Source organism: uncultured Anaerovibrio sp. (genome assembly GCF_947302755.1).
Lineage (GTDB): Bacteria > Bacillota > Negativicutes > Selenomonadales > Selenomonadaceae > Anaerovibrio.
This window is the reverse complement of the sequence record NZ_CAMYWM010000003.1, coordinates 1-14831: the sequence shown is the minus strand read 5'-3', so window position 1 is coordinate 14831 and position 14831 is coordinate 1. Positions and strand designations below refer to the sequence as shown.

Annotated in this window: 9 protein-coding genes and 1 riboswitch; all 9 genes read right to left on the bottom strand. The window is 48.3% G+C overall.

Annotated features, from left to right (window positions below):
- Positions 1-17: 17 nt before the first annotated feature.
- The 9 genes from Q0Y54_RS00625 to Q0Y54_RS00585 all read right to left on the bottom strand — a co-directional run bounded on the left by Q0Y54_RS00625 (position 18) and on the right by Q0Y54_RS00585 (position 14790).
- Positions 18-1664 (bottom strand): methylmalonyl-CoA mutase, encoded by a 1647-nt coding sequence (locus tag Q0Y54_RS00625; protein WP_297963237.1) that lies wholly within the window; start codon positions 1662-1664, stop codon positions 18-20.
- A gap of 17 nt (positions 1665-1681) precedes the next feature.
- A complete protein-coding gene (locus Q0Y54_RS00620; RefSeq protein WP_297963234.1) occupies positions 1682-3187 on the bottom strand; it encodes an acetyl-CoA hydrolase/transferase family protein in 1506 nt (501 codons plus the stop codon).
- A 285-nt stretch (positions 3188-3472) separates the two neighbouring features.
- Complete coding sequence (locus Q0Y54_RS00615) at positions 3473-4039, bottom strand: peptide-methionine (S)-S-oxide reductase (protein WP_297963231.1); 567 nt, start codon at positions 4037-4039, stop codon at positions 3473-3475.
- A 1-nt stretch (position 4040) separates the two neighbouring features.
- On the bottom strand, positions 4041-5234 hold the full coding sequence (meaB, locus tag Q0Y54_RS00610) for a methylmalonyl Co-A mutase-associated GTPase MeaB (protein ID WP_297963228.1): 1194 nt from the start codon (positions 5232-5234) through the stop codon (positions 4041-4043).
- A 12-nt stretch (positions 5235-5246) separates the two neighbouring features.
- Positions 5247-7448, bottom strand: coding sequence for a methylmalonyl-CoA mutase (scpA, locus tag Q0Y54_RS00605; protein ID WP_297963225.1), 2202 nt, complete (start codon positions 7446-7448; stop codon positions 5247-5249).
- Positions 7448-9649, bottom strand: coding sequence for a methylmalonyl-CoA mutase family protein (locus Q0Y54_RS00600; protein ID WP_297963223.1), 2202 nt, complete (start codon positions 9647-9649; stop codon positions 7448-7450). Before Q0Y54_RS00600 ends, scpA begins: the two co-directional genes overlap by 1 nt.
- A 253-nt stretch (positions 9650-9902) precedes the next feature.
- Positions 9903-10092, bottom strand: a riboswitch (cobalamin riboswitch).
- Positions 10093-10209: 117 nt separating this feature from the next.
- Positions 10210-12855, bottom strand: a complete 2646-nt coding sequence (locus Q0Y54_RS00595; RefSeq protein ID WP_297963220.1) for a calcium-translocating P-type ATPase, PMCA-type — start codon at positions 12853-12855, stop codon at positions 10210-10212.
- Positions 12856-12891: 36 nt separating this feature from the next.
- The gene (locus Q0Y54_RS00590; RefSeq protein ID WP_297963217.1) at positions 12892-13566 is read right to left on the bottom strand and encodes a TerC family protein; all 675 of its coding nucleotides are present in this window, start codon (positions 13564-13566) and stop codon (positions 12892-12894) included.
- 3 nt (positions 13567-13569) lie between these two features.
- Positions 13570-14790 (bottom strand): O-antigen ligase, encoded by a 1221-nt coding sequence (locus tag Q0Y54_RS00585; protein ID WP_297963215.1) that lies wholly within the window; start codon positions 14788-14790, stop codon positions 13570-13572.
- Between the last annotated feature and the right edge of the window lie 41 nt (positions 14791-14831).

The window sequence follows — 14831 nt, the reverse complement described above, 5'->3', positions numbered from 1 at the left end:
TTCTCATTTACCTCCAATTAAAGATTTACATGAGCTTCATACTCACCAAATACTTCACGCATTACGCCGCAAATCTCACCGAGAGTTGCATAGGTGCGTACTGCATTCAGAATATGTGGCATGAGGTTTTCATTTTCATCCTGACAAGCCTTCTTCAGATCAGCAAGAGCAGACTTAACAGCATCATTGTCACGCTTAGCCTTCATATCAGCCAGACGCTTGCACTGTGCAACACCTACGGAAGCATCTACCTTCAGCAGACCCTTAGGTGGCTCCTCTTCAATCTGGAACTTGTTAACACCAACGATGGTCTTTGCACCAGACTCAACATCCATCTGCCACTTGTAAGCGGAATCCTGGATTTCCTTCTGGATATAGCCCTTCTCGATAGCTGCAACAGCACCGCCGATTTCATCAATCTTCTTGATGTATTCCCAAGCTTCCTTCTCAATCTTATTGGTAAGAGCCTCTACATAGTAGGAACCAGCCAATGGATCGATTACGTCAGCCAGACCGGACTCATAAGCAACAATCTGCTGAGTACGGAGAGCGATCATTACAGACTCCTCGGTAGGAAGTGCCAAAGCCTCATCACGGGAGTTAGTGTGGAGGGACTGGGTGCCACCCATAACAGCAGCAGCAGTCTGGAGAGCAACACGGATAATGTTGTTGTTAGGCTGCTGAGCAGTCAGCATGGAACCGGCAGTCTGAGTATGTACGCGAAGCATCATGGATTTAGGCTTCTCAGCGTGGAAACGCTCCTTCATAACCTTGGCCCATACGCGACGGGAAGCACGGAACTTGGCAACTTCCTCAAGTACGTTGTTATGAGCATTCCAGAAGAAGGACAGACGGCCTGCAAAATCATCGATGTGGAGACCGGCCTTAATGGCAGCCTCGCAGTATGCAATACCATCTGCAATAGTAAATGCGATTTCCTGGGAAGCAGTGGAACCTGCCTCACGAATATGATAACCGGAAATGGAAATGGTATTCCATTTTGGAACATTCTTGGAGCAATACTCAAAGATGTTAGTGATCAAACGCATGGAAGGACGTGGAGGGAAAATATAAGTACCACGTGCTGCATACTCCTTCAGAATATCATTCTGAATAGTACCCTTCAGCTGGTCAGCAGGAACACCCTGCTTCTCAGCAACTGCAATGTACATGGAAAGCAGTACAGATGCAGGAGCGTTGATAGTCATAGAGGTAGAAACCTTGCCAAGGTCGATCTGGTCGAAGAGAACCTCCATATCAGCCAGGGAATCGATGGCAACGCCTACCTTACCAACCTCACCCTCAGAAATAGGATCATCAGAGTCATAACCAATCTGGGTAGGAAGGTCAAATGCACAGGAGAGACCAGTAGCACCGGACTCGATCAGATAGCGATAACGCTTATTGGATTCAGCCGCAGTAGAGAAGCCAGCATACATACGCATAGTCCAGAAACGGCCACGATACATGGTAGGCTGTACGCCACGGGTATAAGGATACATACCAGGGAAACCAATTTCATCAGCATAGTCGGTGTCCTTGATATCAAGTGGAGTGTACAGACGCTGCTCTGGCAGGTTAGGACGCTCTGGGAACTTTGAAGTAGCTTTTTCTACGCTGGCATTATATTTATCTAAGCCAGCCTGAATCTTTTCATTGCTCATAGTGAAATATCCTCCTATTATTTCTTCATTGTGCCTGTTTTCATAAATCTTTCATGCCAAGAAAGTGCTTCATGTAAAATGTGTGGAGTATGAGCACTCTTGGTTTCTGCCAATGCCCTCTCATAGTAGTCCATCAGCATAGGCTTAAAGTCTGGATGTGCACAGTTCTCAATGATAACCTTTGCACGCTGACGTGGAGACAGACCACGGAGATCAGCCAGACCCTGCTCAGTAACAATAATATCTACATCATGCTCAGTATGGTCTACATGGGAAACCATAGGAACGATGGAAGAAATCTTTCCATCCTTGGCAGTAGATACGGTGAAGAATACAGTCAGGTAAGCGTTGCGGGCGAAATCACCGGAACCACCGATTCCGTTCATCATCTTGGTACCCATGATGTGGGTAGAGTTGATGTTGCCATAAATATCTGCCTCGATGGCGGTGTTCATGGCGATTACACCGATGCGACGTGCAACCTCCGGGCTATTGGCGATTTCCTGTGGACGAAGCACAATATGCTTTCTGTATTCCTTAATGTTATCATAGAAACGCTTCAAGCCCTCTGGGGATGGTGACAGGGAAGTACCGGAGGCGAAATTCAGCTTTCCGGCATCAATCAGGTCAAACATACCATCCTGGATAACCTCAGTGTAAACTGAGAGATCCTTCAGATCAGATTCAACAAATCCGCTAATGACTGCATTGGCAACTGCGCCTACACCGGACTGCAATGGCAGCAGGTTCTTAGGCATGCGGCCAGCCTTTACTTCTGCATGGAGCAGTTCAATAAAGTTCTGGGACATTTTGCGGGAGTTCTCGTCGATTTCACCAAGTGGACGAACCTTGTCGGTAATGTCGCAAGGTACGATGTACTTGATTTTATCTGGAGTACAAGGAATATATGGAGTACCAATTCTGTCGTTAGGCTTAACAACAGGAATTGGGAGACGATTTGGCGGATCCAAAGGAACATATACATCATGCATACCTTCCAATTCCAGTGGCTGACTGGTATTTACCTCAACGATAACTACATCAGCAGTCTGAACATAGGATGCAGTGTTACCCATGGAAGTAGTAGGAATGATATTACCTTCTTCAGTAATAGCACAAGCCTCTACGATAGCCACATCGATCTTGCCGCCTAAATATCCATAACGAGCCAGCTGTGCAGACTCGGACAGATGCAGGTCAGCATACTCAATCTTACCGCTGTTAATAGCATTACGCATATCCTTGTTAGTCTGGTATGGCATACGGAATGCAATACCATCAGCTCTTGCAAGACATCCGTCCTCTTCATCACCGGTAGAAGCGCCGGTCCAAAGGTTAATCTTGAAATGCTCCTTTTCCATGCGAGCAGCCAAAGCCATTGGAACAGCCTTTGGATAACCTGATGGTGTGAAGCCGGAGGTACCAACATTCATACCTGGCTTAATGAATGCAGCTGCCTCTTCAGCAGTTACAATCTTAGCCTGCAATTCCTTGTTGCGTACCCTGTCGAGAATGTCAATCATCGAAAATCCTCCCCTAAAGTCGTTGTATGCGACTAAAAATTTTCTGTGCGATACGTATGTGTTATTCTCTGTGACTGGCAATCATAACTTTTAGGTATAATGCAGGCCAATCATAGTTATACGTTCTCGCATATAAACATTATACATCACTCAAAGTCTACCACTACACGGGGGCTGAGTCAAGAAAAGTTACATAAATTGTCATACAAATAAAGAGGACAGCTTTCGCCATCCCCTTCATAATAATGTTTTTTTGTCAATTACAGAAGTTAATTCACATTTTGTTCAGGAATTGATATACTCCTTGAACTTTTTGATATCAATTTGCGTCCTTGCATCAGGATGCTTTTTTAAATATTCCTGATGTGCATCCTCAGCCTCCACAAAGAGCATTAATTCTTCCGACCTGACATGAAGCCGGCGCCTCTGCTTCTGATCACTTACCGGATCGTTAATGGTCAGATTGCTTCCCGTCACCGCCGGTGGGTTGGTTCTATTGGCCATAAAATTTAAATGAAGCTGTATTTGGGGTAAATCTTCTGGAGTATTATAGTATATTCCACACGTATACATCGGACCAATTAAATCACCCTGACGATTTTCACTGTAGGGATCAGTAACAGAAAACAAGATATCAAGCAGGCTGGAAACATCAATTTTCTTTGGATTGTATTCAACGCAGATACCCATTACGGTCTTAACCTGTCCTCCCACAGCCCCTTCATAATCTACCGGGGACTTGTCGGGATTAATGTAGCCGGTCCTTACCTTCACTACGCCGGACAGCTCTTCAAACACCGCCTGCAGCTCATGAAAGCTGCCGCCGGAGAAATAAATTTTCTTGGTATACATTTCAGGACTTCACCTCGGCTTCCGGATGGAATATATCCACCTGACGGCGGGCTGCCATGTCCACATCGAACATATTTATCAGCTCCTTTACCGCCTGGGTAGGTGAAATTACACCGTTGAGTACAGCCTCCTTCACCTCCGGCATTCTGCCGGTTATCACCGGATCATCAAAAAACAGGCTGTGAAGGTGTTCATCAATCATGCTGTACATCCATTCCAAAAGCTGACGGTTACGCCTTTTATTAAACACGCCACTTTCCGTGGTCATTTCCTTAAAGGCCTGAATTACCTTCCAGAGCTCCGGCAGACCGTATTTTGTATAGGCGGAGCACAGATAGGCGTGGGTTGGCCAGCCGTCAGTGGCCGGACGGATGTATTCAATCATCCGCTCGTATTCACCTCGGGCCACCTTGGCCTTCAGCAGGTTATCCCCATCGGCCTTATTGATAACTATGGCATCAGCCAGCTCCATTATGCCCTTCTTGATACCCTGCAGGTCATCACCGGCACCGGTAAGCACAACGAGCATAAAGAAATCCACCATGGACCGTACAGTGGTTTCCGATTGGCCTACGCCAACGGTTTCAATTAAGATAATATCATACCCTGCTGCCTCGCACATAAGCATGGTTTCCCGGCTTTTTCTGGCTACACCGCCCAGGGTACCTCCCGCAGGAGAAGGCCTTATAAAGGCCTCCTGACGGCGGGAAAGGGTTCCCATTCTCGTTTTGTCGCCCAATATGGAGCCCTTGGTAACAGAGCTCGTCGGGTCCACGGACAAGACGGCCACCCTATGGCCAGCATCACAAAGCATATTACCGAAGGCTTCGATAATGGTACTCTTGCCAGCTCCCGGCACACCGGTAATACCTATTCTAAGTGCTTTTCCAGTATGTGGTAAAAGCCTTTGCAATACCCGCTGTGCCTTGGCAAAATGCTTGGAATTGTTACTTTCAATGAGAGTTATAGCCCGGGATAATGTCATGCGGTCACCCTTAAGTACCCCGTTGACATAATCATCCTCACTTAAGACCAGACGCCGTCTTGGCTTCATCTTACCGTTCAATAAATTAGGATTAATGTTGCCTACGGTGGTGTCCTTTATCCCCTCAATGCCGCCCATTACACTGCAGGCGAATTTTTCATTGGGTTCATCAGGAACCCAGCTTGGTTTTGAAGTGGTATATTTTGCCATAACTCGTCACCATTACTCCTCTGCCAAGTCTTCCTTGGCACGCTCAATCAAAAGGGTCAGCAGCTTGATGCCTGCCTCAGGAATATTGGTTCCAGGGGCAAATATGGCCACTGCACCGCTTTCATACAGGAAATCATAATCCTGTACTGGGATAACGCCGCCGATACATACCATGATATCCTCACGGCCAAGCTTTTTCAGCTCCTGTACCAGCTGTGGAAGGAGAGTATTATGACCAGCGGCCAAGGAACTGAACCCAACCATGTGAACATCATTATCGACGGCATCCTGTGCAGTCTCTTCCGGGGTTTGGAAAAGAGGACCTACATCAACATCCCAGCCCATATCGGCGAAGGAAGAAGCTATAACCTTCTGGCCTCTGTCATGACCATCCTGGCCCATCTTGGCCACGAAAATTCTTGGACGGCGACCAGTAAGATTTTCAAATTCATCAGCCATTTCCCGAGCCTTCTCCAATGCACTCTTGTCAGTGAACTCGGAGGAATAAACACCGGAAATGGTATGGATAACGGCCTGGAAGCGACCGGAAACCTTCTCAACAGCATCGGAAATTTCACCCAAGGAAGCATGGGCACGAGCTGCATCAACGGCTGCTTCAAGGAGGTTACCATTGTCACGGGACTCAGCAGCCTTGGTAATGCCCTCCAGACAACGACGAACATCATCATCGTTACGCTCGGCACGGAGCTTTTCGAGGCGTTCAATCTGAGCCTGACGAACGGCAGTATTATCAATGGCCAGGATCTCCAGCGGATCCTCCTTCTCCAGGCGGAACCGGTTCAGGCCTACGATGGATTCATTACCGGAGTCAATCTGAGCCTGACGACGTGCTGCAGCCTCCTCAATACGCATCTTAGGCAGACCGCTGTTAATAGCCTTGGCCATGCCGCCCAGTGCCTCAACCTCCTGGATATGAGCCCAGGCACGGCGGATAATTTCATTGGTGAGAGCCTCAACATAGTAGGAACCGCCCCAAGGGTCAATAATCTTACATACGCTGGTCTCATCCTGAATATAAAGCTGGGTATTACGGGCAATGCGGGCGGAGAAGTCAGTTGGCAGGGCAATGGCCTCATCCAGCGCATTTGTATGGAGGGACTGGGTATGTCCCAAAGCAGCACCCATGGCCTCCATCAGGGTACGGGATACATTGTTAAATGGATCCTGGGCTGTCAGTGACCAACCGGAGGTCTGGCTGTGGGTTCTCAGGGCCATGGACTTATCATTGGTAGCCCCAAAGGACTTAACAATCTTCGCCCACAGCACACGAGCCGCACGCATCTTGGCAACCTCCATAAAGTAATTCTTACCGATAGCCCAGAAGAAGGACAGACGCTTGGCAAAAGCATCTACCGGCAGGCCGGCAGCCACACCGGTACGGATGTACTCAAGACCATCAGCCAAAGTATAGCCCAGCTCAATATCAGCCGTGGCACCGGCCTCCTGCATGTGGTAGCCGGAAATGGAAATACTGTTGAACTTAGGCATGTACTTGGTGGTGTACTCGAATATATCACCGATAATACGCATGGACATTTCAGGTGGGTAAATATAGGTATTACGCACCATGAATTCCTTCAAAATATCATTCTGAATGGTACCGGCCATAACCTTCTTATCTACCCCCTGCTCCTCACCGGAGAGGATGTAGAAGGCCAAAATCGGCAGTACAGCACCGTTCATGGTCATGGATACGGACATCTGGTCAAGGGGAATACCGCTGAACAGAATACGCATATCCAAAATGGAGTCAATAGCAACGCCAGCCTTACCAACATCACCCAAAACCCGTGGATTATCAGAGTCGTAGCCGCGATGGGTAGGCAGGTCGAAGGCAATGGACAGACCCTTCTGACCAGCAGCCAGGTTTCTTCTGTAGAAAGCGTTGGATTCCTCGGCTGTGGAGAAGCCTGCATACTGACGTACCGTCCAAGGACGGAATACATACATGGTGGAATATGGGCCACGAAGGCATGGTGGAATACCTGAGGCAAAATCCAGATGATTCATATGCTCATATTCATCATAGTTATACAGCGGTTTTATAGGAATATGCTCCATTGTCTTGCCAGTCAGCTTGTCGAAATTGGCACCGGCAGCGTCCTCAAACAGCTTACGCCATTCTTCAGGGCTTCTCTCTGGAGCTTCTTTCAGGTTCATGCTGGTAAAATCAGGATTTTTAAAAGAAGCCATCACTCAATCATCCCTTTCTTCTTCTGCAGTGCCTGCAGGATTTCATAACAATTTGCCTTAACGGAAATATATTTATCAATACCGGCATTATCGTAGGTTTCCTTGAGATCCTTCGGAGCCTCACCGGCCAGGAACACCGTTGCATTAGGCAATGCCTCATGAAGCATTGGTGCCAGCTTAGGTACAATATCAGGATAGGTAGCATCGGTGGAGCAGATAACTACTGCATCAGCACCGGATTCCTTGGCAGCAGCCGCAGCCTCCTCCTCAGTGGGGAAGCCGTTGTTGCCCAATACCTCAAAGGCACCTACCTGGAGGAAGCCGGTGGAGAAATCGGCTCTGGCCTTATGCTGCGGGATTGGACCCATATTGGCCAGGAAAATCCGCACATTATCATCCTTCTCTTCCTTGTAGGCCTCAGTAATCATGCGCAGTGCCTCATAACGCTCACTCCAACGGTGTCTGTCTATTTTTTCAACCCTCTCAGCATTTTCAGCACACTTCGGGCAGGTCAGGGCTTCTCGCAGCTGAGCAATAGTAGCACCAGCCTTGGCAGCTTCGATAACCGCCTCCATGCTCCCCTTGGTTTCCTTGATTTTGTTCAGGGCCTCATCACAGAATTTATTGTCAATATCATCAAGATATGCCGTAATATCAGCTGTGCGCTGCTGCTTGTTCTCCCCAAAATCCTCCGGTCTTGGATCAAGGCGGACCTCTGTCATGTTCGGATACATGTTGGAGCCAACAATACGGTCACGGCGAAGCTCCAGCTTCTTGAACCGCTCGGCCAGAATAAGACCAATCTGCTCCTGAGGATAGCCCTCCTTCAGGGCCTCCACAATACCGCCCTTGGTTTCAATAACCTTGAACTCATCCCAGATTTTTTCCTTCACCTGCTTGGTAAGGGTTTCAACGGCCCAGGAGCCGCCGGCAGGGTCAATTGGCTGTAACAGGCCAAATTCCTCCTGAAGCATTATCTGGACATTCCGGGCAATACGACGGGAGAATTCGTCGCCCTTTCTGATAACCTCATCAAAGGGTGGATTTTCAAAGGAATCCAGTCCCCCGACAACACCGGAGAAAATTTCCGAGGTATTGCGGAGCATATTTACATATGGATCGTATACAGTCTTAAAGAACCGGGCCGGACGGGCGTGAATGTACATTTTCTGAACATCGGCACTGCCGCCAAAGGCCTCAACGATTTGGGACCAAATAGGACGGACTGCTCTGAGCTTGGCAATCTGCATGAAGAAATTGGCCCCCATGGAGAATTCAAAGGCCACCTGACCGGCAGCTTCCTCCACCGTAAGACCGCGCTCCAGCATAGCCCTGATATAATCGGCAGCCACAGCCAGACTGTAGGCAATCTCCTGAATATCATTGGCGCCGCCATTGCTGAATACATCACTCTTTACAAAGCAGGTCTTCAGCCCCGGTGCATTTTTGATGGCCCACCGGGCTGCTTCATAGGCTTCATCATAGAGCTTGGCCAGGGATTGGGTATTGTGGCCGGTTGCCACCAATTCACCGATTGGATTTGCACCGATAATACCCTTCAAAATATCAGTTGACTGTCCACTGGATTTTAAATTGGCAGCCACCATGGACAGCATCGGAACTGCCGAAGCACCGGCATAAATGTACACAGGATACTTGTCCAGCTTCAGCCCATCCAACAAATCATGGACATCCTGCAGGGTGGTAATACTGCAGCCTTCATCACCTGGCTTGTCAGCCTCCCGTGCATCCCCACAGACAAGGCTGGCCTTATCAAGGGTAATATTGTAAATCGTTGAACCCCGATCTATTTCATGCTTCAGAAGATCGTTATTCTCCTTTGGCATTGTTTCATCACAGGCCTGAGCTATACCCCATGGAGCTTCAATATAGCCATTTGGCTTGGCCCCCCGCATAAAATCATCCATACCTGGGAAGGATTTTTTCGGCAAGATAGGGTCCGTATCTTTACGGAAATACATTGGTGAAAATGTTATACCCTCATAGGTTTTGGTATACATTTTCTTTTCAAATGGAGCACCTTTCAGCAGGGCAATACATGCTTCCTTCCATTCATCATAAGTAGGCGGCGTAAATTCATCCAAAGGCACATCAGGAAATGTAGTCTGCTGCTCTGCCTTTTTCAGAATGGCCTGAAGATCCAGCTCTTCCTGGGCCTGACCGCTTTTCTCCTCATTCATTGAATTTACCTCCTTCACACGAAAAATAAAAAACCATCTGCCTAGAGTGTGCAGATGGATTTGATGGTTGAAATATGCATCCGGCAAATAAAAATCCGACTTAAAAAAAATAAGTCGGAGATTGATACCAGATAACGGAATCGCCTAAACTCGCCATATTCCATCCATCATAGTTCCATCCCCTACCCATCGCTCGCAGGTATAAGCATCTTACCATTCAGAGGGTTGCTGGCAGCTCTCTGAAATATTCGCTAACGGAAATGATAAAACAGGCAGTTCTCCTGGCTCGGGTTCAACGCTTGATACGCCTTCCCAGATCACATTACCCGTGACCCAGTGACATACATGTATCTTGCTCGCCCTTACAGTGGCGGGACCGCTCCGGCTTATACCGGATTCTCTATTAAGTCTGATCGACAGACACCTGTCCTCACTCTATTTAATTAATTTCATTCTAAATCGTAATACAATAAATGTCAATGCATAATAGGCATATTTGTATGATGATTATTACAAAATATGCCTGCGAAAATATTACTATATCTCCACAGGCATATCAGCTATCTCATTATTATTCTTCTTATTACGTCCACCGGTATAACCAATATGGCCATTGCAGCACATATAAGCCAGGTCTTTAAAGAAAGGGGTTCCACGCTGAGAATTTCTCCGCCAAATTCCACGAATAACCATTGCATGGCAAATATAGCAAAGCTTACCAGCAAAAAGGTATTATTGCGGCCCAAATGCTCAAAGACATTCAGATGCTCCGTACGGGCATTAAACCCATTGAAGGTTATGGCCATCATAAAGGTGGCAAAAAGGGCCGATTTCAGATAGGTAGTGGTTACATCGCCAAACAGGCTCCTGACTGGTTCAAGGAACAAAATGCTCAGACAAATTATGGTTATTACCAGGGCATTTATAATCACCTGAACCAGCATCCTCCGGGTAACGATGCTTTCCTGACGGGCTACCGGCTTTTCCAGCATATATTCCTCCAGGGCCGGCTCACTGCCGTAGGCTACGGCCGCCAGGGTATCCATGGCCAGATTAATCAATAACAGCTGGATAACAGTAAGAACAATATTTTCCCCCAGCATTGGAGCCAGAAAGCAGACCAGCACCGCCGCCACATTTACTGTAAGCTGGAAAATCAGAAATTTCCTGATGCTCTTGAAAATTGACCGTCCGTATAAAATGGCCTTGACCACTGACTGGAAATTATCGTCCAAAATAGTAATATCACCGGCCTCCTTGGCCACCTCCGTACCGCTGCCCATGGCAAAGCCCACCTCAGCCTTCTTAAGGGCAGGGGCATCGTTTACCCCGTCGCCGGTCATGCCCACCACCATATCCAGCTCCTGGGCGATATGTACCAGCCGGCTCTTGTCCGTGGGCAGGGCTCTGGCCACCACCCGCAGCTTGGGCAATATATGCTTTACTTCATCATCAGACATTTTTTTCATTTCATTGGAGGTCAGCACCACATCCTCCCTGGAGTGGAGCAATCCGGATTCCTTGGCAATGGCCACTGCCGTTTCCCGCTTATCACCGGTAATCATCACCACCTGTACACCGGCATTCTGTACCTCGCGAATGGCCCCCACAGCCTCAGGACGAAGATTGTCCCGAATACAGATAATTCCCACCAGAACAAGCTGTCCCATTGCCTCGGCCTCTCCCTGTTCAGTGACGCTGCCCGGGCCATAGGCCAACGCCAATAAGCGCATGGACCGCCTTGCCTGGTCGTCCAGATATTGCAAAAGCGCATCATGGGAGGCCAATACATGGACCGAGCCATCAGCCGACAAATAATGACTGCAGCGGCTCACCAGTACCTCCGGTGCGCCCTTCAGATAGCACCGGCACTCATTGTGTTCATCCACTGCCACCGCCGAGTACTTATCCCTGGAATTAAAGTATTTAAAGCCCAGGGCGGCCTCCCGATGGATTTTGTCCACCAAATCGGCCTTCATCAGTGCCTTGATAATTGACCGGTCGGTGCTGTTGCCGCCTATGATACTGCCATTGCCGGCGTGGGCGCTGTTGTTAAGCCCGGCGGCATTGAGGAATTTTTCAAGATATGCCGGGGAGGCCTCTGGTCCCCCCTTGGTTTTAAGCTCCAATTGACCAATTTTCCTTAGGTTGGATAAATCACCCAGGGTGATATCCATTACCGAAAGCTTTCCCTCAGTGATGGTACCGGTTTTATCACTGAACAAAATGCTCAGGCTGCCGGAGGTTTCAATGCCATTTATCTTTTTCACCAGCACATTGTCCTTCTCCATTTTTAAGCTCTGAACGGACAGCAGCATGGAGGTAAGCATGGGCAGCCCCTCCGGCACAGCACAGACAATAACCGTTACCGCCACCGTAACTGCATCAATTATCAGGCGTACCCACTCCCATATGGACTCAGGGGCTGCACCTGTCATAGCCGTCTTCATGAGAATGCCGGCCACAATGGCAATGGCCCCCACATATCCAAAGGTGGAGATATGCCTGGCCAGCTTATCCAATTTTACCTGCAACGGAGTACGGCGGGCCACCGACTGGGCCTCCAGGGCCAATTGACCAAACAGGGTATTATCCCCCACCACCCTGGTTTCCAGATATCCTTCGCCGCTGCATACCACCGTTCCCCGGTAGGCATAATGGGGATTTAGCAGATCATCAACATCGATTTGTTCCTCTGACCCCTCCTCCACCGGGTATTTATATATTTCCTCCGTTTCGCCGTTTAGCACCGACTGATCAACATGAACAGTGCCCTCCAGAAAAACCCCGTCAGTTGGCAGCCGATCCCCGGCCTGGAGGAAAATTATATCTCCCTGCACCACCTCACCAACAGGAATTTCTGAAAGCTCACCATCCCGCAGCACCTTGGTCATATCCTTGGCGGCTTCGTCATTGCGCAGGGCCACCGCCTTGCCCTCCTGCCGATATTCGCTGACCGAGGCCACACCGTTGGCAATAAGCACAGCCACCAAAATACCCACCGGTTCAAACCACTGGGCCTGACCCATAAAATAAAGTACGCCCTGAATAATCAGAGCGACTAAGAGTATCATAATCATCGGGTCCTTAAACCCATAAAGAATTTTTTTAGACAGAGAATCCCGTTCCAGCTGAGTCAGGGAGTTAGTACCGTATTTGGCACGACGTTCCCCGATTTCACCGGAACTCAAACCCATTAAGCTCATAAAGCACCCCTACAACTGTACAACACACTACTTCACTTATTCAGGCTGAGCCTGCTTCTTTTTACTGTAGCCAATGGCACATACGCCCAAGGCCAGCAGGGCCGGAATAAGCTTTGGTGCCATAGCCCCCAAGGAGCTTTCAATCACAGGACCAATACTGGCATCGTGAACCACCATGCTGCCACCGGTCCAGCCTAAAATTGCCGCCCCAAGGTAAATCAGCACCGGCCAATTATCCAGCAGCTTACCGATAATCTGGCTGCTGCCCACCACAATAGGTACACTTATTATCAGGCCAATGACCACCAGCAGGAAGCTTCCGTGAGCTGCTCCGGCTACAGCCAGCACATTGTCAATGCCCATGGCCGCATCGGCTACAATAATAGTCTTGACAGCTCCGGCAAAATTATCGGCCTCCTCCACATGACCTTCCTTGGCTGGGGCCAGCAGTTTAATAGCAATAGGCAATAACAGCAAGCCGCCCAAGGCCTGAAGATATGGGATGGATAACAGATATACTGCCAACAAAGTCATAATAATCCGTATAATCACGGCTCCGGCGGTACCCACCAGAATAGCCTTCTTTTTCAGATCATGGGGCAGGCGATGGGCCGCCATGGCAATGACCACCGCATTGTCACCGGCCAAAACCAAATCCAAAATCACAATAGAAAATAAGGCTGTCCAAAAATCCAAAGTCATTACTGTCATTAATTATATCTTCTCCTTTAATACATAAACAAGTCCGCACATCATCCACAGATACATGGAGGAGGGGACATTATACAAAACATCATCTGTAAGGCCATTAAGGGCCACCGATACCAAAGCCAGTCCCAAGCCCAGCAGCATTCCCCTGGAAAAGTTGTCGGGCATAGCTTTCTGGGGAAACAGGGCCGTGACGGTATAGCCGAGGAAAAAAAACAAAAAGGCACAGCCCCCCACAATACCGGTTTCCGCCAAATAATTTAAATAAATGTTATGGGCATGAACCAAGGTCACACTGCCATCCACAATATAGGTATCATAAATGGGATAAACCAGTGAATAGGCCCCACCGCCGATACCTAATATTGGGTGATCCAAAATCATTTGAACCGTACTTTCCCACATGGCAATCCGCATTTCCGATGAGGTATCGACCACCGTAAACATGGTGCTCATCCGCTCCAATAATATCGGATTGACTGCTAGGAATACCGCCACAAGTACCACAATTGCGGCCAATATCCGCTTATCCTTTATTATTCCATAGCCGGCCATGATAACGGCCACAGTAAGGAGGGCGCCCCGGGCATAGGTCATTGCAACACAGGCCAGGGTACAGGCCATGGCCAGGGCGAGCATAATACGAATTCGTTTTCCCGGCAAATTGGTAAACAGCCCTAACAGCACGCAAACCACTACATCGAGATAAGCTGCCAAAATATTGGGATTTTCCAGGGTTGAAAATATTCGCTTGGTCAGCTCAGGAAAGGCTTCACCATCCACCCACTTCATTTCACTGGTATCAATGCCAAAAAAATACTGAAAAAAACCATAGGCTACAATAATGGCTGCGGAGGCTCCCAGGGATAGGGCAATATACCTAACCTGGTCCGCCGACTCCACATTCTGACTTATCAACACATAGGTCAAAAAATATATTATGACCAGCACAAACCATATGGTCAGGCTATACATCTTATCCGGCGACACCAGGATGGATATGATGCTGCATGCTAGATAAAGGCTTATGGCCCAATGAAAGGTGGTGCGCTTTACATGAAATGTCGGATCCTTCCACCACCGAAGCAAAAACAGTGCTATGCCAATTCCCATAAATACTATAGCAACCCATTGTGATAATCCGATGAAAAAAGCCTCCATCAGTATTGACAAATAAATCATATCCTTAACGGCCCGAGAAGAAGCCAGACGCTGTAACCCAGTCACAAAATTCACCTCTAAATTATTCTAGACTCACATTCATATAA

Excerpts from the sequence above, each read along its gene's own strand:
- scpA (WP_297963225.1), bottom strand. The coding sequence starts at position 7,448 with ATGGCTTCTTTTAAAAATCCTGATTTTACCAGCATGAACCTGAAAGAA.
- Q0Y54_RS00595 (WP_297963220.1), bottom strand. The coding sequence starts at position 12,855 with ATGAGCTTAATGGGTTTGAGTTCCGGTGAAATCGGGGAACGTCGTGCC.
- Q0Y54_RS00625 (WP_297963237.1), bottom strand. The coding sequence starts at position 1,664 with ATGAGCAATGAAAAGATTCAGGCTGGCTTAGATAAATATAATGCCAGC.
- Q0Y54_RS00620 (WP_297963234.1), bottom strand. The coding sequence starts at position 3,187 with ATGATTGACATTCTCGACAGGGTACGCAACAAGGAATTGCAGGCTAAG.
- Q0Y54_RS00590 (WP_297963217.1), bottom strand. The coding sequence starts at position 13,566 with ATGACAGTAATGACTTTGGATTTTTGGACAGCCTTATTTTCTATTGTG.
- Q0Y54_RS00600 (WP_297963223.1), bottom strand. The coding sequence starts at position 9,649 with ATGAATGAGGAGAAAAGCGGTCAGGCCCAGGAAGAGCTGGATCTTCAG.
- Q0Y54_RS00615 (WP_297963231.1), bottom strand. The coding sequence starts at position 4,039 with ATGTATACCAAGAAAATTTATTTCTCCGGCGGCAGCTTTCATGAGCTG.
- meaB (WP_297963228.1), bottom strand. The coding sequence starts at position 5,234 with ATGGCAAAATATACCACTTCAAAACCAAGCTGGGTTCCTGATGAACCC.